This window comes from Algoriphagus sp. TR-M9, from assembly GCF_027594545.1.
Taxonomy (GTDB): domain Bacteria; phylum Bacteroidota; class Bacteroidia; order Cytophagales; family Cyclobacteriaceae; genus Algoriphagus; species Algoriphagus halophytocola.
In genome coordinates, this window is the sequence record NZ_CP115160.1 from 2,546,398 (window position 1) to 2,571,731 (window position 25,334).

The 25,334-nt window shown below is 43.8% G+C and carries 15 protein-coding genes; all 15 read right to left on the minus strand.

What is annotated here, in order from left to right; genetic code table 11:
* Positions 1 to 57: 57 nt before the first annotated feature.
* The 15 genes from PBT90_RS10880 to PBT90_RS10950 all read right to left on the minus strand — a co-directional run bounded on the left by PBT90_RS10880 (position 58) and on the right by PBT90_RS10950 (position 25,281).
* Positions 58 to 1,134 carry a glycosyltransferase family 4 protein gene (locus PBT90_RS10880; RefSeq protein WP_270129157.1) on the minus strand — a complete coding sequence of 359 codons (1,077 nt, stop codon included), beginning with the start codon at positions 1,132 to 1,134 and terminating at the stop codon, positions 58 to 60.
* A 1,287-nt stretch (positions 1,135 to 2,421) separates the two neighbouring features.
* Entirely contained in the window at positions 2,422 to 3,264 is an 843-nt protein-coding gene (locus tag PBT90_RS10885) for an endonuclease/exonuclease/phosphatase family protein (protein WP_264810610.1), read from the minus strand.
* Positions 3,265 to 3,341: 77 nt separating this feature from the next.
* Complete coding sequence (locus PBT90_RS10890; RefSeq protein WP_264810611.1) at positions 3,342 to 5,105, minus strand: RagB/SusD family nutrient uptake outer membrane protein; 1,764 nt, start codon at positions 5,103 to 5,105, stop codon at positions 3,342 to 3,344.
* 11 nt (positions 5,106 to 5,116) lie between these two features.
* Positions 5,117 to 8,659 (minus strand): SusC/RagA family TonB-linked outer membrane protein, encoded by a 3,543-nt coding sequence (locus tag PBT90_RS10895; RefSeq protein WP_264810612.1) that lies wholly within the window; start codon positions 8,657 to 8,659, stop codon positions 5,117 to 5,119.
* 149 nt (positions 8,660 to 8,808) lie between these two features.
* The gene (locus PBT90_RS10900) at positions 8,809 to 9,822 is read right to left on the minus strand and encodes a FecR family protein (RefSeq protein ID WP_270129172.1); all 1,014 of its coding nucleotides are present in this window, start codon (positions 9,820 to 9,822) and stop codon (positions 8,809 to 8,811) included.
* Between the two features lie 90 nt (positions 9,823 to 9,912).
* Positions 9,913 to 10,536 (minus strand): RNA polymerase sigma factor, encoded by a 624-nt coding sequence (locus tag PBT90_RS10905; protein WP_333482145.1) that lies wholly within the window; start codon positions 10,534 to 10,536, stop codon positions 9,913 to 9,915.
* A gap of 1,310 nt (positions 10,537 to 11,846) precedes the next feature.
* Entirely contained in the window at positions 11,847 to 12,701 is an 855-nt protein-coding gene (locus tag PBT90_RS10910) for a glycerophosphodiester phosphodiesterase family protein (RefSeq protein ID WP_270129176.1), read from the minus strand.
* 11 nt (positions 12,702 to 12,712) lie between these two features.
* On the minus strand, positions 12,713 to 14,035 hold the full coding sequence (locus PBT90_RS10915) for a purple acid phosphatase family protein (RefSeq protein WP_270129181.1): 1,323 nt from the start codon (positions 14,033 to 14,035) through the stop codon (positions 12,713 to 12,715).
* A gap of 255 nt (positions 14,036 to 14,290) precedes the next feature.
* Positions 14,291 to 15,982, minus strand: coding sequence for a SusD/RagB family nutrient-binding outer membrane lipoprotein (locus PBT90_RS10920; protein ID WP_270129186.1), 1,692 nt, complete (start codon positions 15,980 to 15,982; stop codon positions 14,291 to 14,293).
* 17 nt (positions 15,983 to 15,999) lie between these two features.
* Positions 16,000 to 19,395: a SusC/RagA family TonB-linked outer membrane protein gene (locus tag PBT90_RS10925; protein ID WP_270129190.1), complete on the minus strand. Its 3,396-nt coding sequence runs from the start codon at positions 19,393 to 19,395 to the stop codon at positions 16,000 to 16,002.
* Positions 19,396 to 19,399: 4 nt separating this feature from the next.
* Positions 19,400 to 19,588: a hypothetical protein gene (locus tag PBT90_RS10930; RefSeq protein ID WP_264810618.1), complete on the minus strand. Its 189-nt coding sequence runs from the start codon at positions 19,586 to 19,588 to the stop codon at positions 19,400 to 19,402.
* Positions 19,589 to 20,027: 439 nt separating this feature from the next.
* Entirely contained in the window at positions 20,028 to 20,243 is a 216-nt protein-coding gene (locus PBT90_RS10935) for a hypothetical protein (RefSeq protein ID WP_270129199.1), read from the minus strand.
* Positions 20,244 to 21,275: 1,032 nt separating this feature from the next.
* Positions 21,276 to 22,466 (minus strand): ATP-binding protein, encoded by a 1,191-nt coding sequence (locus tag PBT90_RS10940; protein WP_270129204.1) that lies wholly within the window; start codon positions 22,464 to 22,466, stop codon positions 21,276 to 21,278.
* 351 nt (positions 22,467 to 22,817) lie between these two features.
* Positions 22,818 to 23,996: an AraC family transcriptional regulator gene (locus tag PBT90_RS10945; RefSeq protein WP_270129209.1), complete on the minus strand. Its 1,179-nt coding sequence runs from the start codon at positions 23,994 to 23,996 to the stop codon at positions 22,818 to 22,820.
* Positions 23,989 to 25,281, minus strand: coding sequence for an MFS transporter (locus PBT90_RS10950; RefSeq protein ID WP_270129213.1), 1,293 nt, complete (start codon positions 25,279 to 25,281; stop codon positions 23,989 to 23,991). The genes PBT90_RS10945 and PBT90_RS10950 overlap by 8 nt, the downstream gene beginning before the upstream one ends.
* Between the last annotated feature and the right edge of the window lie 53 nt (positions 25,282 to 25,334).

Below are 25,334 nucleotides of genomic sequence, written 5' to 3' on the forward strand. Positions count from 1 at the left end.
TTATCACAATTCTATTGGCAGTCAGCACGCTAATGGATTTCCGGTTTCTTAATTTATTCAAAATAAGTGATCCTCAAACAAGCTGCGCATGAGCTTGAAATTCCTTTGCACGGTATATTTCTCCTCCACCAACTGACGCCCATTCTGCCCCATGGTTTTTCTTAATTCAACATCCTTTATCAGTGATACCAGACTGTTCTCCCAGTCCTGTACATCATTCGCCAAAAAACCATTCCACCCTTCCCTGACCACCTCCTTATTCATCCCTACCGGAGATGCGACCACAGGTAGTCCGCAGGCCATATATTGAATCAACTTATAGGCGCATTTTCCTCGCTCCCAATCATCGTCAGGAAGGGGCATTATCCCAATATCGAAACTCGATATCAGCTCTCCTTCCTTTTCTTCAGACCAAGGAATTAAACTACTGGAAATGCCCATATCAGGCACTTCTATGCCTTTAGCATTGATAACAAGCAATTCCAAATTATAACTCTCGCCTAACTTTCTAAAAACTACTTTTAAAGAATTTAGGTATTTCATGGTTGTAGGCGAACCCACCCAGCCTATCCTTATTAGGGAGTTCTCAAACTTCCTTTTTAATGGATATTTTTTTAGATCAACCACAGTAGGCAATATTTCCACCTTCATTGCGCCTGCCTTAAAGGCATATTCCTTCAGATAAGCATTACCCACACAGACCAATCTACTATGTCGCATCACCCAAGCAATTTTATCTCCCATCCAATTTCTAACCAAAGCATTGGGATGAGAATCGTAATTATGAAAAACAGCATCATCATAATCCACTACATACCCTCTACCCATTTTCTCTAAAATCCACTCTGCATAAGAAGGTAGAAAGGGGAACAGCTCTTTTTCTATCCAAATCACATCATATTTCCAAGCTCCCAATAATACCCAAAACCTTCGAAAATAACAGCCCAGCACATTCAATGGACTGTGCTTTCGTTCCGTATAAAAGCGGGTCAGGTATTTCTCATTAAAAAAAGAGGAAACCTTGATTTCCAATCCTTCTTTTTCCCAAAGAGGCAAAAACTGATAGGTTCTTAATCTGCTTGAAGCACCTATTTTGGGGTATTTGGGACAGAAAAGGATTTTAGTCTTATGCACTTATAAAAATCATCATTGGACACAATTAAATGAGCGGTACTCAATTGTCAGGTGAAATGTATAAACAAATTTAGAATGAATTCTGAGTAAAGAATAATGGAAGGGGAAAATGATGCTTCGGCAAGCTCAGTATAAGTATTAGGTGTCCGGTGTTGGATGTCCGGTGTAGGTGTAGAAGAGTTGAGAGTTTAAAATGAAAAGTTTAAAGTTAGCGTTTTCGGTACTTTGACATCCGGAATTCAATATTTTGGAAGTCGGAAGTCGGAAGTCGGAAGTCGGAAGTCAGTTGTCTGTTGTCGGTTTTCGGTTGCCATTTGCCTGGCCTGAGCTTGTCGAAGGGTAGGAAGCCTGTCACGCTGAGCGGAGTCGAAGCGTTTTAGTCCCTATTCGCTAACTGATTCTAAGGAAATATATTACTGTTCAAAATCCAGTTTCTGGTTCTCGAAAGATGTTAGGGGTAGCTAAAAGAAAATCAGCCCCATAGGGGCGGTTCATATTATTGCCTAGGGTTTTAACCCTGGGATTAAGGATTTAATGGTTAACCAGCGCTGGCCCGAGATCCTGATTCGGAGACGGAGACGTAACGCCAGCAAGATGGAAGAGTTGAGAGTTTAAAATGAAAAGTTTAAAGTTAGCGTTTTCGGTACTTTGACATCCGGAATTCAATATTTTGGAGTTCGGGAAGTCGGAAGTCAGTTGTCTGTTGTCGGTTTTCGGTTGCCAGTTGCCTGGCCTGAGCTTGTCGAAGGGTAGGAAGCCTGTCACGCTGAGCGGAGTCGAAGCGTTTTAGTCCCTATTCGCTAACTGATTCTAAGGAAATATATTATTGTTCAAAATCCAGTTTCTGGTTCTCGATAGGTGTTAGGGAATAACTAAAAGAAAATAAGCCCCAAAGGGGCGGTTCATATTATTGCCTAGGGTTTCAACCCTGGGATTAAGGATTTAATAGTTAACAAGCGCTGGCCCGGGATCCTGATTCGGAGACGAAGGCGTAACGCCAGCAAGACTACCGAAAATCCAGATTGGGATTCCTACTCCTACTGTATATTGGTTCGAGATTACAACTCTAGAAAAGCAATGTAAATGGTATATGGCAGTCTGAAGACTGCATTGCCATAGGCACAAATCATGAGACTCATGCGCCAAATAAGTCAAACTAGCTATGGACTATCGACTAGGATCTATCAGCTATGGTATACTTGCTATGGCCTATCAGCTATAACCTAACGTGCATGAAAAAAGCCATCGAAGTCTCCCCCAATGGCCTTTAACATTATACTAAACCAACTATTTCATCAAACGTAAGGAGGCTACCACCGGCAGATGATCTGAGGGGTAACGCTGATCCAAGGCATCTGTAAGCACTGCGTACTTGACTACCTCAAAATCCTTACTGACAAAAACATAATCAATTCTCTTTTTCATTGGGGCTGTGAACTGAAAGGAGTTCGTGGTGCCCACTGGACCATAAGGAGGCATCTGGCTAACTATATAGGCATCATCCAAAATGGCCGCAATACCCACAATCTGCTCTGTATCTGGAGTGGAATTAAAATCACCTGTACAGATCACTGCTTTGTCACCAGCTATTTCTTTAATTTTTTTCACCATCAGCTTGCCTGACTCCCTTCTGGCTACCACACCCTGATGATCAAAGTGCGCATTGAACACATAAAACTCCTTTCCTGAATTTTTATCTCTAAATAAAGCCCAAGAAGCTATCCTTTTGCAACAGGTGGCATCCCAGCCCAATCCTGGTTTTTCAGGAGTTTCGCTCAACCAGAAATTACCGGAATCAAGCAGTTCATATAAATCTGCTTTATACAATATAGCGGAATGCTCCCCTGCCGACTTGCCATCGTCCCGCCCCGCTCCTACATAGGCAAAGCCAGGCATTTCCATCAAATCATTGAGCTGGTGCTCAAAACCTTCTTGGGTGCCTACAATATCAAAATCATGGTACTGGATCAATGCTTTCACATTTTCCTTCCTATTCGGCCAGGCATTCACCCCGTCTTTTGGAGTATCCATGCGCAGGTTAAAACTTGCTACCTTGATATCCACTACTTCTTGCCCATAGGAAGCCAAAGCACTCATCCAGACAAGCAATACTATTAAATAAGTTTTCATTTTCAACTGGGTTAAAATCACCCCGGAAAATCCTTGGCTATCAATCTTCCGGGGAAATAAAATTTGCTATTTTTTTTCTACCAGCCCGGGTTTTGGCCCAAAGCCGGATTTCTGATCAAGTCGGCCTCAGGGATAGGATAAAGATATTTCTTATCCATCCATTCTCTTTCTCCGGGATTCCAGATCACCTCTCCTGAGGTACCATTGGAAAGTTGGATTCTACCGGTTTCAGAAGATGGGCTTACGTCCACATAAGCAATTGCTGGATTGCTGGAATCTGGTCTGTCGCCTTGATAAAACAAGACATCCATAACTCCATCGCTATTCAGGTCATATTCTCCCAAAGCAGGCACATACATCCCTGTCATAGGTGAATCCGCAAAAAGCTCTCCCAAATGCCACCTTCTCAAATCATCTGGACGAAGGCCTTCAAATACCAATTCCACCCCTCTCTCTCTGATAACTTCCAGAAGAACAGGATCTGTAAATTGCCCCCTATAATATTCCAGCAAATACGGGTCTGCCTCTGTGGGTAAGTTGCTCAGGGTAGAACCTGTAATTCCAGCTCTGGCCCGTAGTGCCCCAATAGTCTCTGACCAATCTCCAGGAGTCATTTTTCCTAATTCTGCCAAAGCCTCCGCCTTATTGAGCAAGACCTCTGCATACCTCATGATGATGTGTGCATTGTCATTTCTACTCTCATCATCGTAAGGGAATCGTTCATCATAGCACCACTTGATAGGCTGGTAACCTGTAAAGGTCTGGTTGAAATTTGGCGGTGCCACCACTGGTACACCATTTTCAGTTCTGTGATAATCTCCCAATCTGATGGTTTGCCCCAGGCGTAGATCCCTGTTCTTTACTTCCTCCACAAAAGGCGTAGTTTTATAAGCTGGATCACTGGTAAAAGGAGTTCCATCAATCTTCAGATAGGTATTGACAAAGTTTCTGGTTAAGCTTGGCCTATTGCCATAAGTAGGACTGATAAACCTTCTGTTGGCAGAGCTAAACACCTGCAGACTAGCGTCCAGAGCCACGGCTAAAATAGTCTCATCGGCATAAGGGCTTTTGGTGATAAACATTTCCCGGTAAGACCTATTATTTTGGCCTGCCTGATGTAAGGAAAATCCCTGTATTTCATTGGCAGTATTGACTACTTCCTCATACCAAGCACTTGCGGTTCCCTGCATTCCATATTCTGTATGGTATTTTCTAAAGGAAGCTTCATAGAGTGCAATTCTGGTTTTATAAGCCCTGGCCACATTTTTAGTGATTCTGGTAGAGGAAGCGTCGGAGGTTAGCGTGATATGCTCAATCGCAAAGTCCAAATCTTCCAAAACCTTATCCATTACCATAAATCTGTCGTCTCTCGGCCCATATAGGGTAAGACTATCGCTGATCTCAATAGTCTGGTCTATCCATGGCACATCACCAAATCTAGTTACCTTATCAAAGTAAAACAGGGCCCTAAAGAATCTGGCTGTACCTATGTAATGGTTCTTTTCAGTTACCGGGCTGTTTTCGGCATTTTCAATGAAATAGTTGATGTTTCTCAAAGCACTCCAGGACCAACCGGAACTAGTCACCGGGCTAAGCGCATTTACTGCCAAATAGGAGTCTACCCCATTTCTGGCAACTAGATCTGATGCATCATCACCCTGAAAAACCCCAACATCTGTACCTGGGAGAATGTCATAAAATGAATTGCTGTAAAGTTCCAGCCCATTGGCGGAGCCAAATATGGCTTGGTTGCTGGCAGTGTCCACCGGATATTCATCCAGATTGCAGGAGGTAACTGCAGCTAATAATAGAAATGATAGTATATAATGAAGAATCTTCATGACTGTTCGAATTAGAAGTTAACTGTTAATCCTGCCGAAATTGCCTTTAGCATAGGGTAGTTATAACCATCCCCACTAGTACCACCACTCAGATCTCTATCGGACCCGTAAATGCTGGTCACATCAGTATCTTTGGTACGTTTATAAAGTGAAGACCAGGTCCACAGATTCTCAGCAGACAGGTATACTTTCACATTGTTTGCATGGATTTTTGAAGTCAAATGCTCAGGAAAAGTGTAGCCCACCTGTATATTTCTCAACCGGATATAAGCCACATTTTGGATAAACCTGTCGTTTGGAGTGCTGAGAGCCCTGTCACTGCCTAGTGCTACATATCCTACCAATCTAGGCAGGTAAGCGTCAAAGTTGCCCAGCTCTTCTCTGAACATATTGTCCTCATGCCAGCTTGGATATTGGTTGTACGGTCTGTTATACTGACCCCAGAAGCGGGATTCTCCTGATGGATACCAATCCTGCTTCAACACACCCTGGAAGAATGCACCGATGAAAAATCCATTCCATTCTGCATTTAGATTAACACCATAGGTATAGCGGGGCTCTGAATTGCCTATGATGGATTTATCTCCGGAGTCCCCTACCCGATTGGATCCATGGTAGATGACATCATCACCATCCAGGTTCTTGAATTTCAAATCCCCCACATAGTTTTTACGGGTATTGGTGTTACGGATATTGGACTGGGATGGGGAGTTTAGAATTTCCTCATCTGTGCGGAACAACCCTTCTACCTGATATCCCCAAATCTCGCCAATGCGTTGTCCCTCATAGTAATCTGTCAAATTCTTATCTGGATTGTTATACTTGGTGACATAGGCCTTATAATCAGACAAAGCCAGTCTCACATTGTATTTGAACGGCTTATCTCCCATGATAAACTCATCATTCCAGGTCACAGTTGCTTCCCAACCAGTGGTCTCCAGATCTGCATAGTTGCCTTTGGGAACAGTAGTGCCATAAATAGCCGGTAAAGTAGGTCCTACGGTAAACATATCTGTAGTCCATCTGCGGTACCAGTCACCGGTGAATTGCAGTCTATTTCCCAACGTGGCGAAATCCAAACCTATGTCTCCAGTAGTAGAGGTTTCCCAAGTCAAGCCCTGAGGTACTACACCAGGCATACTAGTAGCCTGTGGACGCTGCCCATTGATGACCCTTCCCATTTGATAAATGGAAAAATTCTCCGTAAAGGAATAAGGGCGTATATTACCATTTCCCAGGGATCCGTAAGATGCGCGGATTTTCAGACTGGTAAGCAGGTTGGGATTCACCTTCCAAAACTGCTCTTCAGATACTGCCCATCCTACAGAGGCAGATGGAAAGAACGCCCATTGCTGCTCTGTAGGGAATTTGGACGAACCATCATATCTCCCGTTGATTTCTACCAAATAGCGCCCTAGGTAATCGTAATTCACTCTGAAAAACCCTCCGGCAATGGCCCACTTCTGATAACCTCCGTTGGTCACAATACTTTGCCCCAGGGCAAGGTTCAAATCTTCAGCATCTGGAAATACAATACCATTCCTTCTGGTGGTCAGGTTTTCATATTTGGAAGACTCATAGTTAAACCCGGCCAACAATCCCAAGTTATGGGCATTATTAAAGGTTTTCAGGTAATTAGCATACAAGTTGGTAGCGTAATAGTTCGTGGTGTTTCTACGGTCCTGCAGGTCATTCGTATTGGTACCTGTGTGCCCAGTCACCCCTTCATACCTACTGTATGGAACCTGAACCCGCTTTTGGAAAGCTCTATTGTCCGTAGATTGAAAAGTGAAATTAGCATTCAGGGTCAGCTGCTTCTCAAATAGCTCAGCCTTGGCCGCAAACCGGTTTTTCAGGAATCTCTGCACATTGTCAACGGCATTTCTTCCTATATAATAATCCCCCACAGTGTATGCCGCAGGAAATGACAGGGTACCGTCTGGATTTAATAGTGGTGCCAAAGGGTGCCCTTCATCCGCCATATTTCTCCAGATCCCACTGCCTTCGCCCACATTCAGCGGTTGATGATAAGACATTCTGGAATAATCAGTGTTATTGTCTATCTGTAACCAGGGAGTAAGCTGAATAGTACCTTTGGCCCGTAGGTTATACATGGCATAGGTATCGGTGTTATACCGGAACAAGCCATCCTGTCCATTGTATCTGCCACTGACATAATAAGATGCTTTTTTATCCCCACCTGTAAGTGTGAGGTTGTGATCCTGTGCAAAAAATTGCTCCTTATACAATTCCCGGTACCAATCAGTGCTGTAATAGTATTGGTACTCACCTGTAGAAGGATCTACTTCTACTCTTGGAAGAGAAGGATCTTCCCATCTTCTTTTGATTTCTTCCAGATATGCCGGAGAAAAAGACATGGTTTTGTTAATGGAAGTAGGTGTCCTTCCATTGTCATTCCATGCAGACCAAGCATCGTTAAAGCCTTTTGCCCATGGATAAGATTCTGTGATATTATCAGGAATAGTGGTAGGAGATTTGGAAGAAAAGTTAGCGGTATAAGTGATGCTGGTTTTTCCTTGTGTTGCTTCTTTCGTAGTGATCAATACCACCCCAAAGGCTGCCCTAGCACCATAAATAGATGCAGATGCAGCATCCTTCAGTACGGTGACACTGGCGATGTCATTTGGGTTGAGCAGTTTGGGATCGCCCTCTACCCCATCGATCAAGACCAAAGCACTTCCCTGCTGTCCTATGGAGGTAGTTCCACGTACATTATAAGAAGGAGATTGGGTAGGCTTTCCATCCAGCATTTTGATATTCAAATTGGGTATCACCCCTACCAATCCTTGTGAAACATTAGAGATTGGCCTGTTTTCAAAAGCTTCTGAATCTACCTGATCTACAGCTCCAGTGAGGTTTGCTTTACGCTGTTGTCCATACCCTACTACCACTACTTCATCCAGGCTATTGGCTGCCTGTAGCATGGTCACATTGATTTCAGAGGCAGAGCCTACGATTTGTTCCTGTTTTTCATACCCTATAAAGGAAAACTGCAAGACCTGCCCTTCCTCCACATCTAAGGTAAAGCCTCCATCCAGGTCCGTAACGGTACCTGTGGTTGTGCCTTTTACCAATATGGAAACACCAGGCATGGGTTCACCCATCTCGTCCCGCACCGTGCCGGATATTTTCTGAAAATCAAGTTCCTTGGAAATCAACTGATCCTCATCACTCTGTTGGATCATAACAGAAATGGAGTTATTGACCTGCTTAAAACGTAGATTACTTTGCTCAGCAACCTTATAAAGATGCTGCTCTACCGTACTTCCAGACTGAAGAAATTCAATTTCCCCGGCTGATTTTAAAGCCTGCTCCGTGTAGAAAAACTTGAAATCAGAGTTCTTCTCTATGGCTCTGAAAAACTGAAGCAATGATTTGGGTTGCCCTTCCAGATTTACAACTACTTCATCTATGCCCTTGATTTGGGCTTTGGAAGAGTTTGCGAATAGAGGACTTACCGTAATGCATAGCATAGCAAGCCCTCTGGCTAATAGTTTGATAGACATTACTATTAACAGTAATAATTTTTGCATAATTTTGAATTGAAAAGATTGAAACATCATCCCTTTGACCTCTGCCTGCTAACATGGAGAGCGAAAAGGGCTTTGGATTTGTTTTGATTGCTTAGGGGCGTATTGGTAGTACGTCCCTACTTTTTTACTCGCTTTTTATACCATAGGCACTAGTTGTATTTTATGGTTATCACTTGATCTTCTATTTCAAAGTCAAACTCCAGAGTTTCACTCATAACATTGAGCACATTACGGAGCGACTCCTGATTATCAAACACACCAGAGGCTTTTAGTGAATTTGGGTTTCCAGACACCTGGATATCCACAGCATACCAGCGTTCAAGCACCTCCACCATTTCGCCGAAGGATGCTTCCTCAAACTTCAAAATGCCTTTAGTCCATAGGATTCTGTCCTGTGCACTGACTTTATATTTATGCATTTTTGATTTGTTCTGGGAGAGCAGAGACTCTTCCCCCGGATGAAGTTCCAGGTACTCATTTTTCCCTTGCTGCTGAAGTTTCACCTTCCCGGTAAGCAGGGTCACCGCTACCTGTTCATCTTTTTGGAATGTGGTGATGTTAAAAGAGGTGCCTAGCGCTGTGGTGACTATTCCGTTAGCCTCCACTTCAAAGGGGTGCTCCTTATCCTCAGCTACTTCAAAAAAAGCCTCGCCTTCAAGTCGGATATATCGGTTGGTCTTGAAATCCTTCGCATAAGTAATGCTACTCTGGGAGTTCAGGTAAACCTGAGATCCATCCTCAAGCATCACTTTAGTTTTCTGTCCTTTAGGATTAGAGTTTGTGATAAACTCTACTTCGGCTATCGCAGGTGTTTGCGGCGATTCAACTTTTTGGGTCTGAAAGTAAAAAACCGAAGTAAGGCCTAAAATAAATACTACCACGGCTGCCCTTATCCAGTTGGCATTCCAGAGTTTCTTTGTTCTTGTATTTTCTGCAAAATATGGCTCAGCATCCTTTAGCTTACTAGCTTTGATCCTTTCCCATACCTTCTGGCTGTCCCATTTGTATTCCTCATCTTTCAATCTGGAAATCCAGATTTGAATTAGATCTCCGGAGAAATATTCTTCAGCTTCTTTACTTTCCAGAAACTCTAAAAACTCTTCGGCTTCTTGCTGAGAAAGTTCTCCTTTATAAAAGGCATCGATTTTATTTTGATACTCCATTCTTGGCTATTTACTGACTTATATAGCCTCAGGAGAAAGAATATACTCACTGGGAGATGGGAAAGTAATTGTTAAGAATCAGGAAATGAATTAACAATTATGTAACAAGTAGTCAAGAAGCTCCTTAACCACTATATAAGAGGTAGTTACGGATACAATCTCAAGCTTACCAAGGTTTTCCTTAAAGGATTTAGTTGCTCTGAAAACCTGATTTTCTACGGTTCGGGGTGAGAGGTTCAAATGCTCCGAGATCTCTTCCACAGATTTATTTTCCAGGTGTCTGAGCTCAAAAATCTGTTTTTGTGCAGGCGGCAGTTTCTCCAGAATTTCCATGGAGATCCGGTGATATTCCTCAAAAATCATCTCCTCATCTGCTGCCTGGGAGCTCATGGCATGGCTAATAGGGATTTGATACTGCTGAAAGGCAAAAAACCTAGCCTCTTTCTGCTTCTTTTTCACCACTAAGGACCTGATTATTGCAATCATGTAGGCGTTAATAGAGAGATCAGGGTCCAGTTTTTTTCTATAGTTCCAGATCTGCAAAAACACTTCCTGAACCACCTCTTCTGCCTCTTCATGATTAAGCTTCATCTTTCGGGAGGTGTGGTAAACTTTCTTCGAAAAAATCTGGTAAAGCCTCTCAAAAGAATGTTCATTCCCTTGGGAAATTTCTCTTACGAGCGCCTGCAATGAAAGTTGATCCGCTTTTTCCAAAATTGAGAAGGATTAGAGAAAGTCAAAGTAAAATATTTGAACCCCTCCATCAAAGCGGGATCAGCAACTATAATAAATTGATAATATGGGATGGAGTTTGAATTTGAGTATTTGGATGTGTGATCTCGGTAAGTTGGTTGTCGGGTGTCAGGTGGCCGATGTCAGTTGTATGTTGTCAGTTGTCGGTTGCTTACTGGTACTTTGACATTCGGAATTCAATATTTTGGAAGTCGGAAGTCAGTTGTCTGTTGTTGGGTGTCGTCAATGTGACGCGAGGTACGAACCGTGGCAGTCTCAGACTCAGTGGCAGAAGCTCAAAGCTGAAAGCTGAAAGTAGAGTCAGGAAGTTGGGTGTCCGATATCAGGTGTCCAGTATCAGGTACCAAGTGACCGATGTCCGAAGCAGGCTGAAGGCCTGCCTTGTTGTAGCCCAGGGTAAGGAGGCACGACGTAACCCTGGGTTCAAAGTGGAACGATTCCCCCAGCGCTGGCCCGAGATCCTGATTCGGAGACGAATAGATTATGCCAGCAAGATAGAAGAGTTGAAAGTTTAAAATGAAAAGTTTAAAGTTAGCGTTTTCGGTACTTTGACATTCGGAATTCAATATTTTGGAGTTCGGGAAGTCGGAAGTCAGTTGTCTGTTGTCGGTTTTCGGTTGCCAGTTGCCTGGCCTGAGCTTGTCGAAGGGTAGGAAGCCTGTCACGCTGAGCGGAGTCGAAGCGTTTTAGTCCCTATTCGCTAACTGATTCTAAGGAAATATATTACTGTTCAAAATCCAGTTTCTGGTTCTCGAAAGGTGTTAGGGAATAACTACAAGAAAATCAGCCCCATAGGGGCGGTTCATATTATTGCCTAGGGTTTCAACCCTGGGATTAAGGTTTTAATGGTTAACCAGCGCTGGCCCGAGATCCTGATTCGGAGACGAAGGCGTGACGCCAGCAAGATTACCGAAAATCCAGATTGGAAATCCTACAATATTGGTTTGATATTACAAATCCCGAAAAGGAATGTGAATGGTACATGGCAGTCTGAAGAGTGCATTTGGATAGGCACAAGTCATGAGACTTGCGCCAAATATGAGTTTCCTCACCAGACACCTCAGAGTGCAGCTTCTGGAGAAGCAGCACAACATAAGAAGCAGCACAACTTGCCTAATATAACCACTTACAGCTGTGGACCTCGTCTGTCGACTATGGACTTTCAGCAATCGACTACCAGCTATGTACAATTGACTATGGACTAAAAGCCATGGGCTATGGGCTAATACCTATGGACTTATCCAGATCAAGCCTACTTGCTGCAGACAGGTCTAAAGACTTTTTGTTTTACCCGAATTTCTATAATTGACCCAAAGCTCTGGCCAATCCGTCTGCACCATGGATGCCCCATTTTCTAAGAGCTCGGTTTTCTGGGATGAATTGGGATTAAGCTGAAGTTCCTTATCCAACTCACCCAAAGAATTGATCCAGGTTCTAACATCATACTTATTAGCCTTCTGCATGGTTTCCCGGGTATTGAAACCCGGATCTATATGCACCACCACAGGATCCAGTTTTCTATATGCCTTTCGAATTTGATTTGTTTTATATAGCCTGGGCATGAGGTAGGCCTCAGGCATTGCTGCTTTGATTTTGCGAAGGATTGACCAGTCTGAATCAAAAAACAAAACCTCATCCAGCATATCCATTTCCCTGACAACCTCCATCACTTCCTCTATCTTGTCTGTCTTCAAGTCCAGATCCACCATAATCCTACCTTTAGTCAGCCTCAATGCTTCCTCCAGAGTTGGAATAGCGATTCCTGAGTCCACCCTTTCAAACAATAGTCTTACATTTTTCAAGTCTGAACTGCTCAATTTTTCTATATCACCTGTTCCGGTAGTGGTGCGGTCAATGGTCTGATCATGCATCAGATATACTATTCCGTCACTGCTTACCCTAACATCTATTTCTACCATATCCACTCCAAGAGCTATTGCTTCTTCAATTGCCTCAAGACTGTTTTCAGGATAATTTTGATGCGCAGCGCGGTGGGCTACAATCAGCAATTCATCCGTATTCAAGAGCTTATCCCGAATCTGATTTACCTGGGAAAACGCTGCTACATGGATGAAAAAAATAAGGGGTGCTAACAGTGCTAAGCGAATTGATCTAATAGGAATCATGTTTCAATTTTTCAATTGGTCTGAAGTCTTTCTGGAATATTGGGTAGGTGATTGACGATAGAATTTTCACCTTTAGCATTCTTATGAATCTCAAAGCTATCGTATAGCTCTCCTAGCGCAGTGTAGGTTTTAAAGCTGAGCACCTCACCCTTCACCTGCACCCACTGGTAGGTTTGTGTACCATAGGCCTTACGCACCATCCACTCCTCCGCTTTCAGCTCATACATTTTCGGACCGGCCACGGACACCACGTACACCGTGCCTTTTTCAGTATCTAGGCTATTCCCGTCATCCATAGCCTGTCCTCTGGCATAGGCATGATCATGTCCCTGAATCGCCAGATCCACATTAAACTCCTGCAAAACGGGACGTATATAATCAATCATTTTATCGTGATATCGATTTGGGTGAGTGGCATAGACAGGATAATGAAAAGTAACCACTGTCCACTTACGCGGGTTTTGGGTCAACACAGTCCTGAGCCAGTCTATTTGGGCCTTTCTATAGCTTGGGGATTCATCGATCTGTTCCCCATCCAGGGATATAATTTTAAGCTCCGGGAAATTCACCTCATAGGTGGTTTCTTCCAGTCCTTTAGGACCGTTAGTGGGTAGGTTAAACTGAGCGTTCCAATGAGGAGTAAGTGTAGCTGGATTTTTAGAAAATTCATGGTTTCCCGGGGTCATCATAGAGGGAATAGAAGCATGTATCCATTGTCCTGCCTCAAACCAACCACCCCATTCGAAGTCCGCACTTTCATGATTGACCAGATCCCCTGCATAAACTGTAAAATCCATTTTTGGCAAGTTGGTCAAGGCTCCACGAATTACCCTGCTAAACATGGAGACCACCTCATTTTGCACATCTCCGAAATACAGGAAATTCACTTCCCCGTCATCCTCTGGGATAGAAAACTGAAACCATTCGCTCCAAAATTCTCCCTCACCTACCCTATAAACATAGCTGCTCCCAGGATCTAGTCCTTTTAGTTTCACTTGATGGTAATTCGCATGTATGGTAGGCTCCTCATCCTGCTGGGAAATCAGTGCTTGGGTTTCTGCCTTAATCAACTCGGTCTTTTCACGAAACTCAGGACCGCCTGTAGCCCTGGCAAATTCCAGGTGGGATACCTTAAGTGTAGTATCTGTTCTCCAGTTTACATGGATTTCCTGCAAGGGGTTTTCTGACAAATTCAGAATAATCCTATCCGGCTTGGGGCTGGGCAATAGATATGAATTAGCTTCAACAACCTGATTTTCTTGTGAAAAAGCCAGAATAGGAGAAGCTAAAACCAATACTATAACGCTCTTCTTCAATAGTTTTAAAACACGCATTATTTCATGTGTTTATAGTTTTTTTTAAGGTCAATACCTGTCCCGATACCTCGGGATGGAATCTTCGCATGAATTATAATCATTCCTATGTGTGTCGCTTCGGGTAATGCTTGATTTCTTAAGATTATCCGCAATGCTATCGGTAACCTATAGTTTCAATAAAAAGGGGACGAATTTTATATATCTGAATTTTAGTATTGAAAAAACTCCATATCATCCCTGATATGGAGTTTTTTCAGTATGACTAGTGGGTGATTACCAAGGAGAATTGGTGCCCTGATAAAGCCAGGACTTGGACCACTGGCTGTCTTTTCCGAAGCTGCCTGAATAATCAGTCAACTCTAATCTTTCCAGTGCTGCATTGATGCTCTCCCCATTATTGTTATACTCATCATCCCCATATTGAAATCTTAGGGCCACTTTTGGCTGGGGAGACTGTGGTCCGGTCACCAACATAGGATATCCGGTCCTACGGTAATCCGCAAAAGCCTCGGTAGCTGTAGTCCAGCTTGCTACCCACTTTTGCTCCATGATCTGTTCCAAAGTATTGTCAAAAACAATTTCCTCCTGTGCGACAAAGGCCTCAAAATCTCCAGCCCTTTCCCAGGTAGTCAGTGATTTTTCTATACCTGCATAATAATGATCCTCCGCAGCTCCTACATTCCAGCCCTTCCAGGCTGCCTCCGCAAAAATGAAGCTTACCTCCGCAGAGGAAATCAGTCTAGCCTTTAGAATATCTCCTGCAGAACCCGCAGACTGGTAAATATCCGCCAATTGGCTTACATGCTGATTCTGGGTACCCTGCCCAGGAGATGGATTGCCATTATAGGATTCAGGTACCATGAGGGATGGAGGCAGGCCTACATATTCTGCATCATTATAACTTACCATAGTCGGGTTATACCTTCTGGTAAAGTCCTCGTTAGGGTAATCATTGACAAAGTCATCGAATGGATAAGTAATCACGCCCAAAGGTTCCCCATCGTTTCGGATGAAATCCTCAGCGGCCACTTCCAAAGATTCGTCTGCCTCCCACTTCACCCGTACCGGCGCAAACCAAACTGAAAGCCTGGGATCATTGGTCCCCATCAGCTGGTCTATAAAGGTCTGGCAAGCCTGATATCTCTGAAAATCATCTGGGTTCAAGGCTATGTGCCGGGTAATCCAAATATCACTGGCTCCCCCTGTATAGTCCAATACAGCATCTTGGTTGACATTTTGAATGTATTCTCCTGAAGCATAGATTCCCTCTATTCCCGCTTTAGCCACATCAGGTTTTTTCTCAGAAATCCTCATGTAGTACCTCAGCAAGAGTGAATTGGCAAAGCGTTTCCAGCTCATCGCGTTTCCGCCAAAATAGAGGTCATTTGCAGCTACCACCGATTCATTACTTGCAGTATTAAAAAGAGTAACTGCTGCCTGCAGATCGGCAATGACTCCATCATAGATCACTTCCTGACTATCAAATTTAGGAAACTGATATTCTGTAGCCGAAAGGTTACCCTGAAGCGCATCGGTATAGGGGGCATCTCCCCAGAGGTCAGTGATATTTCCAAAAACAAAAGATTTCATGGTCAAGGACACTCCTTGAAAGAATGCATTATCAAGTTCTACTGCTCTTTCATACAGCAAATTATTGTCCCGAAGGATATTGTACCAGCCTGTCCAGCTTTTACCTTCCCAGCTGTAGTTATTGTGTTCATCATACCAGCCATTTTTCTGGGTATGCTGCATGGCTCCGGCCATATCATTTACGCCAAGGCTGGCATAGCTTTGCGCAGCAGAAGCCAGGATGGAAGGCATTAGTAAGTTAGGGTTAACCTCCGCGGGATCTATGCCATAAGGGTTGACATTCATTTCATCAAGCTTGTCATCGCAGGCCGTGAACCCTAGGCAGCAAACCAAGGCCATCACAAATCCCTTATAAAGTTTAGCTATATATTTCATGATTCTTTGATTTGAGATTATAGATTAAAATTCAATTTGAAGCCTAGAGGAAAGCTCCACGGCATCACATTCTGCCGTTCTATGCCCTGACGGAACTGGGATGAAGTATTACCCTGTGTTCCTGAGCTAGCCCAGAAGGCTCTTTCCGGATCTACCCCTATGTCAGCTTTGGTCCAAAGCATCAGATTTCTGGTATAAATGGAGAAAGTCGCATTTCTGAATTTTCCGATGCTTGGGATTCTATAACCTATGCTCAACTCTCTTAATTTGATAAAGGAGGCGTCAAAAGTAACCTGCTCATTAAAGTCCCAAGGGAAGGTATTAGTGATCGGATAAATATTGGTGCCTTCCCCGCCCAGATGTTCCACGTAAACATCATCACTATAGTCATCAGGGGTATCCGCTCCTGCAGTTTGTATCACTCCTGGCACAAAAGCACCATCATTCCCATTTTCATCTACATAATAGCCACCTGTAGCTTCAGTATAGCCACCTACTCTTGGATAATTTCCGGCTGAAGGGATAATGTACCTATCTGGGTCAGCCTTCATCATCGCAATTAACTCATCGGTGGAGTAAAGACCGCCTGGGATCAAATTGTCAATTTGGCGCTGGGATTTCCAGTCAGACTCCCCATATCTGTAGGTAAATGACATAAACTCACCACCCTGTCTCCAGTCCAGACTTGCTCCTATCACAAAGTTTTTAATGGTCAAGGTAGTTTGCATGCCCATTTGGAAGTCAGGATTGAAATTCCCCACTTTCTTCAGGTTTTCTGTGCCTGAAAGTTCCTGCCATCCACCTGAATTCGATAGCACTGGCCATCTGTAATATGGGGAATTCGGATCCTTTACCTCAGCATAGCTACTGCTATACATATTCCCTATTTCTTCTCCTACAAAGGTGATAGCTCCTCCACCATTTTCCCCCCAGAGGGTAATTCTATCCAGTCCATCAGCCAGTTCAATGACGGAGGTTCTGTTTCTACTCCAGTTCATGTCCACATCCCAAGTGAAGTCTCCCTTGCTGATAATGGTACCACCTAAGGAGAGTTCCACTCCTTTACTTCGGATCAGACCTGCATTGATCAAGCGCCCTGAATACCCCGAGGAGGAAGGGAGGTTGACAGAAAAAATCTGGTTTCTGTTGTCAATCTGATAAAGTGTCGCTGAGAATCGCAATCTATTGCCATACATATTCAAATCCACTCCTCCTTCGTAAGAGGTTGCCTCCTCAGGTTTCAAATCCGGATTTAGCAGTCCGGAAGGCATGCTTGCAGTATTGATGGAATTGTACACTCCGGTAGATAGATTTGGCAATAAATTGTACGGCCCTGTATCATTACCTACCTGTGCCCAGCCAAACCTAAGCTTCAGCATATCTATTTTTTCACTCAGGCCAAGAGTATAATTTGCCAGCCAGCTCACCGAAGCAGAAGGATAAAAATAGGATCTGTTATCCGCCGGCAAGGTAGAAGACCAATCGTTTCTAGCGGTAATATCCAAGTACAACTGATCCGCATAACCAAAGGAGGCCAATCCATAAATGGAATAGATTCCTTTTTCAAAGTAGGAATTGCTCATGGAGCGGTTGTCTGCCGGGATGTTCTGCACATTGTAGATCCCCGGGATTACCAGTCCATTGTTTCTATCTCCTCCTACTCCCACATTGGTGCTTTTACCGAAGCGGTTCATGATATTTCCTCCCAAGGAGGCATTGATATCCAAGTTTCCAAAATCATCATTCCAGGATGCAAGGAAGTCTGCATTGGATTCTTGGGTCAAAATATCTGAAGTGTAGTACCCACCTCTGGCCATTCTGCTGTAGCTAAAGGGAATTTTGGTTTCCAGATCCTCATCAGATCTATCCAAGGAATACCTTACTCTGAAATTGAAGGATTCTGAAAACTGGTAATCCAAGGATACATTTCCATAGATTCTATCTCTGACAAAGGCGTTCTCTATGCCATAAGCGATAAAGTAGGGATTGTCTCCTGCTGCAGTTCTGATTTGTTGGATACCTTCCTGTCCCGGCACCCAGATATCTCTCATCATTTCATAATCCACATAAGGAGAGGCATAAACTGCTTCCAGCGGGTTGGCTCTTCTATCACCGGTACTTGGACGGTCATTGGACTTGCTATTGGTGTAATTGAAGTTGGAAGTAAAAGTCAGCTTTGGGGTGATTTTATGACTTAATGAGGTAGAATAACTATTTCTGAATAGATCAGAGTTAGGAATCATCCCTTTATGCAGCATATTGGAATAGGATATTCTATAGGTGGTCTGTTCAGAGCCTCCGTCCACGGCGATATTATTGGTAGAAGTGATCCCGGTCTGCATGAAATCCTTCATCGCATTGGGATAGGATATCAATTCTGTAGGAATGGGATCTCCATTTTCATCCAAGGGGCTATTCCACTGAATGGCGGTATTACCAGCATCCAGATCTGGTCCGCCCCAGTAAGCGGAGCCTTCGTTAAATACTCCGTTTCTATTACCATTGGCATACTTATAATGGAAATCCAGTAAACGGGTTGGTCTTTCAAACACATTACTTGTAGAGAAAGAAATACCCATGGTCTTGCCAGCTTTACCGGATTTGGTGGTAATGATTACCACGCCATTTCCAGCCCTGGTTCCGTATAGTGCCGCGGCACTTGGGCCTTTCAGCACTGAGATACTTTCAATGTCATCCGGATTGATATCCGAGATGGCATTTCCATAATCCACCTGGTTACCATCCCCGTTTTGTCTGATATTATTCAGGCCATTGGACATGGGCACCCCATCCACTACAAACAAGGGTTGGTTATCCGTGGTCAGGGAGGTGGCTCCCCGAATGACCATGCTCATAGAAGATCCAGGACCTGAGGTTTGGTTGATAGTCACTCCGGGCATTCTTCCGGAAAGGGAACTGAGTACATTTTCCTGAGAGACCTGAGTCAGCTCTTCCCCATCTACATTGGACACGTCATAGCCCAAGGAGCGCTGATCCCGCTTGATCCCTAGCGCAGTAACCACCACTTCAGACATATCCGTGGCAGTCTCAGCCATGGAGATATTTATGGTAGATTGATTTCCAACTGTGACCTCCTGGGAATCGAATCCCACAAAGGAGAATACCAAAACTGAGTTAGGCCCGCCCACATTGAGGGAGTAGGTACCGTCTATTTCAGTTACCGTGCCATTAGAGGTCCCTTTCTCCAGTACGGTAACACCTGGAAGTGGGGATCCGTCTTCTGTTGATACTATTTTCCCTCTCACCTGCTGGGCCTGAAGGGCATCTTCCATTAGGATTGGGAGTGGCGATGTCTTGGCTGAAAGCCCGAAGAGCGGGATTATCAGCATTCCCAAGATCAAGGGAACATCCCTTAATACATTGTTGGTTTTGGTTTTGGAAAAGTGTTTCATTTGTTTAGGTTTTTGGTGTATCATCCTGATTTGAATTGGGATCCAACTCATCGAAAATTTCCTGGAAAGCCTGATCGAACTCGGGACTATCTCCTTCCTCTTTTACCAGGGTTAGCAAAAGATCAAATTCACTTTTAGAGATTTCACCTCTTGTCAGTTTCTCCAGTAATTCCTTGATTGTCGGATTTTTCATAGGCTGTACCTTCGCCTATACTACTGGAGGTAAACAAAAAAGGACTACCTAAACACTGATTACCAGTTTGTTAATTTACCAGTAAAAAAAATGCAGAGCCGATAACAATTTGGAAACAGGGGTTGGCGGTTGTCGGTTGTCGGTTGTCGGTTGTGGTACTTTGACATTCAGAATTCAATATGTCGGAGGTTAGGAGGTTAGGAAGTTGGGAAGTCAACAAGCCGGGTGTCGACATTGCGCCTGTTGGCCGAAGGAAGAAGGCGAAGTTCGAGCCGCGGCAGTCTCAGACTCAGTGGGGGGAAGCTCAAAGCTGAAAGCTGAAAGTAGATCCATACACTGGATATTGAGACCCTGAAGGGGTCAAATCATTAATAGCCCCGCCACGGCGGGCAGGCCAGGGTAAGGAGGCACGACGCAACCCTGGGTGAAAAATCGCAATTTATCGCCAGCGCTGGCCCGAGATCGCATGTCGGAGACGAATAGGTTTTGCCAGCAAGATGGAAACCAAAACCGGATTGGAAATCCTACAGTCTGGAACAGCTTCTGATCGGGATTTCAACCCGATCAACAAATCACATCGGAAAAAATAGTGGTCTGTGGAGACACAGATCACGGAGCAGGAAGTCAAAGACATGTCGCCAGCAAGAATTAGCAAATCTCCGATTAGGTGTCATCTAATACAATCGACAACCTCCAGATTGACCGTCATGGTTTATGTCAATGTTTCTTTCTCACCAACTTTTGTAGGCCAAAAGTTGGCAAAAGCCTCTGCCAGAGTCTATGCTTCAAATCGGTCAATAATTATGAAAAAAATAAAGATTGTTCACCGATTTGATTTTTGGTACTTGTCCAAGCCTAAAAATTGGCGGATCTCCCTCGCCCACTCGGGAGCTAGCCAATTTTCTTTACGGCTCAGACTGCATCCCAAAAACCGCATATACTCCATGGCAACCCAGTCCTAGTAACGACTTCATTTTAATAACTTCGTGGGAAGCGATATCGGCATCTAATCCAGGACAGGAAATATGACGTACACCCAAACAGTGGTCTGTGCGGACACAGACCACGGTGCAGGTGTCATCTAATACAATCGACAACCTCCAGATTCACCGTCATGGTCTATGTCAATGTTGCTTTCTCACCAACTTTTGTAGGCCAAAAGTTGGCAAAAGCCTCTGCCAGAGTCTATGCTTCAAATCGCTCAATAATTATGAAAAAAACAAAGATTGTTCACCGATTTGATTTTTGGTACTTGTCCAAGCCTAAAAATTGGCGGATCTCCCTCGCCCACTCGGGAGCTAGCCAATTTTCTTTACGGCTCAGACTGCATCCCAAAAACCGCATATACTCCATGGCACCCCAGTCCTAGTAACGACTTCATTTTAATAACTTCGTGGGAAGCGATATCGGCACCTAACCCAGGACAGGAAATATGAGGTACACCTGTGACCCTGAAGGGGTCAAATCATTAATAGCCCCGCCACGGCGGGCAGGCCAGGGTAAGGAGGCACGACGCAACCCTGGGTGAAAAATCGCAATTTATCGCCAGCGCTGGCCCGGGATCGCATGTCGGAGACGAATAGGTTTTGCCAGCAAGATGGAAGAGTTAAGAGTTTAAAATGAAAAGTTTAAAGTTCGGTCTGCCTATTGGAGATTGCCTGCCCTGAGCTTGTCGAAAGGTGAATTTTTAATACAGATATCCAAATAACCAAAGAGGGATTTTTTTTCCAAAACCTACTTCTATCCCATCTGCTGCTATAAAATCATCTATTGGATTTGCTTTAGGCAAATCTTTGTTTCTCCCTCCTACTTCCACTTTCCATCTCTGATCTATTCTAAAATCTGATTCTACTGGCAGTGTAACTGAATGGTTATGACTCAATTGATTTAGAAAAAATGTTTCCCTGAGGTTCCCTACATCCACATTATTACCAAGGGCAAAGGCTAGATTTGTGTTTTCCAGGTAAAGTTTTTCAGGCTTTTGCAAGAGAGAAATACCAGTGCTGGAAGAATACAAGTTTGTTGTCAACTTACTTTCATGAAGGTAATTCAGATAAGTAAGCAAGGTAGTTCGGTTGATTCCGATTTTCTGACTCAGCTTGGACACATTGGGAATAAATGGAACTGAGTCAGAAATGATACTCAGCAGTTGCTTGATTTTGGGTACATAAGCGATATCAAACTTTCTAAGCTGGGGAAGTTCTACTTCCAGGATTAAATTCACTACAGCGCTAATTTGCTGTGCAGTGAAATCACCGAAATCTCTATAGAATGGATAATATCCATTTTCTAGATAGGAAGGAAAAAACTGTAAAGGCCTGATTTGACTGGATATTTCAGTTGCCAAGGCTATATGATTAGTGAAAATTTCCTCTAAACTTATTTTCGGGATCCTTAGTCCTTTCTCCAAGTTGACATACTCCCTAAACGAAAGGCCAGTCATCTGATAAATAAATGCCCTTCTGCTCAGGTCTGCTGAGGCATTGAGAATTTCCAGCAAAGATGACCCTGTAAATATCAGATTTAGTTCTGGATAAAAATCGTAGATGTTTTTAATTTCTCTAGACCAATTAGGATACTTATGCACCTCATCAAGGACTAGTAGGACTCCGCCTTGCTTAGAAAATTGATCGGCCAGATCTACTAAGGAGTGGGTTGCAAACCAAATGTGATCCAGGGAAACATACAGAGATTGCTCTTCCCTACCCGCATATTCTTTCTTCAAATGTTGAAGAATCAAAGTGGTCTTACCTACACCCCTAGCCCCTGTAATTCCTATTAGACGCCTGTCCCACTGAATTTCATCCATTAGGCTTCGCTGGAAATCCAAGTCTGTCTTGGTGATGATTTTTCTATATAATTCGTAGAGGACTTGCATTATTGTTTATCATAACAAACAAATATAAGTCAATTTTGTATATTATGTTATACGATATTGTTTCAAGTTGTCGGTTGTCAGCTGCCTGCCCTGAGCTTGCCGATGGGTCGGTTGTCGGTTGTGTTTTTTTGTTCACCTGCCTATCTGAGATTGCCAGCCCTGAGCTTTTCGACGGAGCCTCCTCTTGACTCTTGGTTCTTGACTCTCTGCTCTTGGTTCTTGGTTCTCGACTCTTGGCTCTTGGTTCTTGGTTCTCGACTCTTGGCTCTTGGTTCTTGGTTCTCGACTCTTGGTTCTCGACTCTTGGCTCTTGGCTCTTGGTTCTTGGTTCTCAGCTCTTGGTTCTCGGCTCTAAATACTAGAAGTTGGAAAGGAAGTGGATCCGAATTGCTTCCTGTATTCACTAGGTGAAAAACCCATTAATTGCTTAAACTGCCTGGCCAGGTTATTACTGTCCTGAAAACCCAGATCTACTGCAATTTCAAATACACTTTGGTCTGAATGCAACAGCTTCTGGGCCAGCTTATCCATACGTACCTGCGTGATATATTTATACACAGGCTGTCCTGTGATTTTCAAAAATCGCTTTTCTAAAGCCCTGCGGGAAAGCGGTACTTCCCTGACCACCTGATCCACCAAAATATTCCTATCTATATTCCTATGAATAAAAGTCAGAGCTGCTGCCACATAACTATCCGATGAGGCATACATATCAGTAGATGAGCGGGTTATAACCTTTAATGGCGGCACATTGACATCCCTACCTTTATTCATTCCAGTGCGAATCATCTCATCCATAAGCTGGGCCGCTTCATACCCTGCCCGCTCTATATCCAGATCTATGCTAGAAAGCTGCGGATCCGAAAGCTCACAAAATGTCATATCATTGTCCACTCCAAGCACTGCCACTTCCTGTGGTACTTTGATGTTATTGTGGTTGCAGGCTTCTATGATGTGCACTCCCCTATTATCATCGCAGGCCATCAAAGCCAGGGGCTTAGGTAGATTTTTCAACCATTTGCTCAGGGATTTGCTCTTATAATACCACATTTCAGCAGAGTGGGACTTTTTATGCTCGTAGTAATTTACCTCATAGCCAGCCTCATTAATCGCAGCTTCGAAGCCCTCTGCCCGCTCCCTTGACCATACTATGCTATTGAATCCATAGAAGGCAAAATTATAATACCCTTTTTTCAAGAAATACTCCGCCCCCATTCTGCCTGTATCTCTATAGGAACCAGTAATATTAGGAATCTCCCTAAATCTCTCCTTAAAGTCCTGGGCAATGACCGGCAATCCGGCTTCCACAAATTCCTCCTCCATTTCATTGTAGAGCTGACCTATTATCCCATCAGCCTTCCATTCCTTGGCCCAGTCGATGATCCCTCTCACTCCCATCATTTCCCTATAGTAAAGTGGCATACGACAAAAGGTCCATTGTCCATTTTTGGAAGAAAAAGTAGTGATGCCTTTCAGCAGGTATTTACTGTATTCCTCAGCAAAATCCAGTAATAAAATAACCCTATGCATTGGATCCCCCCTTGAATAACTCTTGGATAGAACTGACTCTGGAGTTACTCACCAGAGGCTTGGCCCATATCCCTATAAAAAGAATAAAGCCTAATGGAATAAACAGAAAGAACATGGCTGTCTGTAACCCCAGTACATCCGCCAACCCACCGATTACCAAGGGAACCACAGCACCCCCCATAATTCCAGAGCAAAGCAGACCTGCGAAAGTTCCGTGGGCAAAATCCACAGAATTCAATGCCAATGATATCAAAATTGACCACATCACGGAAAGGCAAAAGCCAGAAAATGCAAAGGCATATAAAACCAAATTCCCGCTTGCCAATAGCCCTGTCAACAAGGTAAGTATCCCGGCAGCGGTAAACAGTATCAATACCATTTTGCTATCCATGAATTTCAAAAGCAAAAGCCCCAGTAAGCAACCTAGTGTCAGCAATCCCCAAAAGTAAGAAATCACCTGTGCGCCCACTGTGCCGGGGTCTGCACCATGATAATCCTGTAGATACTGACTTACCCAATTGGCAATCCCTTGCTCTGTGCCTACATAAGAGAATATTCCCAGAAAATATAGCCAGACCATGCGCTTTTGAAGCAGGTTTTTCAAGGTACTGCCCAACTCTACTTTTTCATCTGATTTTAGTTCCACTCTGGGAAAGCGGGTAAATCCTATGAGAATGATCATCAAACAGGCCAGTGAGGCAAACACAAAATACACGGAAACCCACTTCATATCCATGGGTACCCAGCGCTCCAGCATTCTGATCCAAGAAGGAGCTTCAGGTTGATACAGTGAATTGTTCAGATAGGTATATAGCATAGGACTGAGAAAGGAGGCGGCACCGAAAGCCAACTGACCCAAGACAGAATTGAAGGCAAAGTGCTCCTCCCCCCCGGTCACTCTCAGCAGTGGATTGATCACCACCTGCAGCATGGCCATACCAATACCAATGATAAACAAGGAGCCCAAGGCTGCACCAAACCTTGGCACAAAACCGAACACCAGGGCTCCCAAAGCAGCCAGGCTAAAAGCCAACAGCAAAACGGGTTTTTCCCTCCATCTCTCCACCAGCAATCCGGAAGGCAAGGACATAAACCCATAAGCCACAAAAAACGAGAAGGGCAGAAAACCCGCCAGGCCATAACTCAGGGAAAAGCTATCAATAATGCCCGGAATGATAGGGCCTAGAATATTGGACATCAGAGAGATGACAAAAAAGATCAAAAAGATGAGTAAGAGAATTTTTGTTTGACCTTTCTTTCCGGTTTTTGATAGTGTTTTTGACATGGTGTAAAAATCGAGGGGCTCAATTCTAAGGAAAAAACTTCACAAAACTGCTT

Excerpts from the sequence above, each read along its gene's own strand:
- PBT90_RS10885 (WP_264810610.1), bottom strand. The coding sequence starts at position 3,264 with ATGAAAACTTATTTAATAGTATTGCTTGTCTGGATGAGTGCTTTGGCT.
- PBT90_RS10890 (WP_264810611.1), bottom strand. The coding sequence starts at position 5,105 with ATGAAGATTCTTCATTATATACTATCATTTCTATTATTAGCTGCAGTT.
- PBT90_RS10895 (WP_264810612.1), bottom strand. The coding sequence starts at position 8,659 with ATGCAAAAATTATTACTGTTAATAGTAATGTCTATCAAACTATTAGCC.
- PBT90_RS10900 (WP_270129172.1), bottom strand. The coding sequence starts at position 9,822 with ATGGAGTATCAAAATAAAATCGATGCCTTTTATAAAGGAGAACTTTCT.
- PBT90_RS10910 (WP_270129176.1), bottom strand. The coding sequence starts at position 12,701 with ATGATTCCTATTAGATCAATTCGCTTAGCACTGTTAGCACCCCTTATT.
- PBT90_RS10915 (WP_270129181.1), bottom strand. The coding sequence starts at position 14,035 with ATGCGTGTTTTAAAACTATTGAAGAAGAGCGTTATAGTATTGGTTTTA.
- PBT90_RS10920 (WP_270129186.1), bottom strand. The coding sequence starts at position 15,982 with ATGAAATATATAGCTAAACTTTATAAGGGATTTGTGATGGCCTTGGTT.
- PBT90_RS10925 (WP_270129190.1), bottom strand. The coding sequence starts at position 19,395 with ATGAAACACTTTTCCAAAACCAAAACCAACAATGTATTAAGGGATGTT.
- PBT90_RS10930 (WP_264810618.1), bottom strand. The coding sequence starts at position 19,588 with ATGAAAAATCCGACAATCAAGGAATTACTGGAGAAACTGACAAGAGGT.
- PBT90_RS10940 (WP_270129204.1), bottom strand. The coding sequence starts at position 22,466 with ATGCAAGTCCTCTACGAATTATATAGAAAAATCATCACCAAGACAGAC.
- PBT90_RS10945 (WP_270129209.1), bottom strand. The coding sequence starts at position 23,996 with ATGCATAGGGTTATTTTATTACTGGATTTTGCTGAGGAATACAGTAAA.
- PBT90_RS10950 (WP_270129213.1), bottom strand. The coding sequence starts at position 25,281 with ATGTCAAAAACACTATCAAAAACCGGAAAGAAAGGTCAAACAAAAATT.